The organism is Promineifilum sp. (SeqCode) (genome assembly GCF_041918635.1).
Taxonomy (GTDB): domain Bacteria; phylum Chloroflexota; class Anaerolineae; order Promineifilales; family Promineifilaceae; genus Promineifilum.
In genome coordinates this window covers 1-2,118 of sequence record NZ_JAYRVJ010000495.1, presented here as the reverse complement: position 1 = coordinate 2,118, position 2,118 = coordinate 1, and the positions used below count along the sequence as shown (strand labels likewise).

3 protein-coding genes and 2 pseudogenes are annotated in these 2,118 nt (G+C 63.6%); all 5 read left to right on the top strand.

Features of this window, described 5'->3' with window-relative positions:
- Nucleotides 1-277 (top strand): annotated as a pseudogene (locus ACE3UY_RS15120) (hypothetical protein); the annotation flags it as partial.
- 119 nt (nt 278-396) lie between these two features.
- Nucleotides 397-1,134, top strand: a complete 738-nt coding sequence (locus tag ACE3UY_RS15115) for a DUF6544 family protein (protein ID WP_374688333.1) — start codon at nt 397-399, stop codon at nt 1,132-1,134.
- Nucleotides 1,135-1,177: 43 nt separating this feature from the next.
- Nucleotides 1,178-1,483: a YkgJ family cysteine cluster protein gene (locus tag ACE3UY_RS15110; RefSeq protein ID WP_374688332.1), complete on the top strand. Its 306-nt coding sequence runs from the start codon at nt 1,178-1,180 to the stop codon at nt 1,481-1,483.
- Between the two features lie 23 nt (nt 1,484-1,506).
- Complete coding sequence (locus ACE3UY_RS15105) at nt 1,507-1,836, top strand: DUF2442 domain-containing protein (protein WP_374688331.1); 330 nt, start codon at nt 1,507-1,509, stop codon at nt 1,834-1,836.
- A gap of 12 nt (nt 1,837-1,848) precedes the next feature.
- Nucleotides 1,849-2,118 (top strand): annotated as a pseudogene (locus ACE3UY_RS15100) (nucleoside deaminase); the annotation flags it as partial.

Sequence of the window (2,118 nt, the reverse complement as noted above, 5' to 3'; positions counted from 1 at the left end):
GCCGTTCGGCCCGGACGAGGCAGCCGAGGCGTTCGCGACGATGGTCGCCTTGCTGAAAGCGCCGCCGGCCAAGGCAGCACGGGAGAAGCTGATGGCCTATCGCAGCGCCAGCGACGACTTCCACGTGCACGGCCGCGAAGTATACTGGTTGCGCCGCAGCCAGGTCTCGGAGAAGAACTTCGCCATGGCCGGGTTTGAGAAAGTCCTGAATATGTCGTCGACAATACGTGGCATGAACACGGTGCGGCGGCTGGCGGCCAAGTACCCGGCCGAATAACGCTACTATCGGCCCGTCACGCGCGACGGCGCGCTCCATGAGAATGTACCTTTTGGTAGAGGCGCGAGCGCCGCACGCGCCGTACACTGGCCCCATTCCGAATCAGGAGTGACTGATTGATGATCAACCAAAGCACAGCCGCGCCCGGCATCATCACCGCCGAGGCGCTCCGCGGCCTGCCCGACCCGGCGCGCCGCTTCATGGAGTGGACGGGTGTGGTCGGCCAGCCGTGGATCCGTACCGCGCGCGTCCACCAGACCGGCAAGTTCCGTCTGGGGCTGGACAAGCCGTGGATGCCCATGACGGCCACGCAACGGTTCATGACCGACCCGCCCGGCTTCGTCTGGCAGGCGCGGTTCAAGTTGTATGGCCTGCCGCTGATGAGCGCCCGCGACAGCTACCGCGACGGGCAGGGGCATATGTTTGGCAAACTGGCCGGCATTGTCACCCTCTTCGACGACCACAGCGAACCGCTGACACAGGGCACGCTGATGCGTTACCTGAGCGAGATGGGCTGGTTTCCCACGGCCTATCTGGGCGACAACGTCACCTGGACGGCGGTGGACGACTACTCAGCCGACGTGACGCTGACCGACCACGGCCGGAGCGCCACGGGGCGCATGTTCTTCGACGATCTCGGCCGCCCCACCCGCTTCCAGGCGACGCGCTATCGCGAGGTGAACGGCCACTACTCGCCGGAGACGTGGTCGGCGCGCACGACAGAGTACGGCCAGCGTGGCGGCCTGAACATCGGCACGCGCGCCCAGGCCATCTGGAACCTGGCCGCCGGTGATCTGGAGTATGGCGATTTTGAGATCGTCGAGGTGGAGTATAATCGGCCGGGTGAGCACCTATAAAGAGCAGGGGAGCAGGGGTGCGGGGGCGCAGGGGAGAAGGGCCATGGTTTTCCCCCCTGCTCCCCTGCCCCCCAGCTCCCCTGCGCTTTTCCCCTGCCGCCCCGGCTGTGGCGCGTGCTGCATCGCTCTCTCCATCTCCTCGCCCATTCCCGGCATGCCGGACGGCAAACCGGCCGGCGTGCGCTGCGTCCAATTGACCGACGACAACCTCTGCCGGCTGTTCGGCCAACCGGAACGGCCGGCGGTGTGCGTGCGGCTGCGGCCGAGCGCGGAGATGTGTGGGGAGAGCGCGGAGGAGGCGATGATCTATTTGAGCGAATTGGAGTTGCTGACGCGGCCGTCTGATTGACTGGTGCACTATAATCAAGGGATATGACTTCACCGTCCGAAGAAACTGAAGAGGCATGGCCGGTCAAATGGTATCGGATTGCGTACCGCGCATCGGAGTACGCGTTTCCTAAAGAAGCGCTGATCCATGATGTGCGAATTGATGGCGAGTACGTTCACGTTGATCTTACCGACGGTCGTATTCTGTCTATTCCACTCTGGTGGATACCGTCTGTGCACAATGCGCCGGTCGAAGACCGCCATAAGTTTGAGATTAGCCGAAGCCGCACGATGATCATTTGGGACCCGGAAAAGGGCAGCATCAATGATGAATTGCGAATTGAGGATTATCTAGTCCCTCGCAATCAGGAATAATTGCCTTACATCATGTTCATCCACCCCACCTCTCACTTCACCCTCTCCCTGCCCGACTGGGCCATCGCCGCGCTGAACGAATTGCCGGCGCACTTGCCGACCCTGGAGGAGCGCATGACCGCCGTCATCGAGTTCTCGCGACAGAACTTCGTGCGCGGCACGGGCGGCCCCTTCGCCGCTGGCGTCTTCGAGCGCGACTCCGGCCGGCTGGTGGTCATCGGCGTCAACCGCGTGGTGGCCTCCAACTGCTCCTCGGCCCACGCCGAGATCATGGCCCTGTCG

Bases quoted from the DNA above. Each gene is read 5' to 3' on its own strand.
- ACE3UY_RS15105 (WP_374688331.1), top strand. From the start codon at position 1,507: ATGACTTCACCGTCCGAAGAAACTGAAGAGGCATGGCCGGTCAAATGG.
- ACE3UY_RS15110 (WP_374688332.1), top strand. From the start codon at position 1,178: ATGGTTTTCCCCCCTGCTCCCCTGCCCCCCAGCTCCCCTGCGCTTTTC.
- ACE3UY_RS15115 (WP_374688333.1), top strand. From the start codon at position 397: ATGATCAACCAAAGCACAGCCGCGCCCGGCATCATCACCGCCGAGGCG.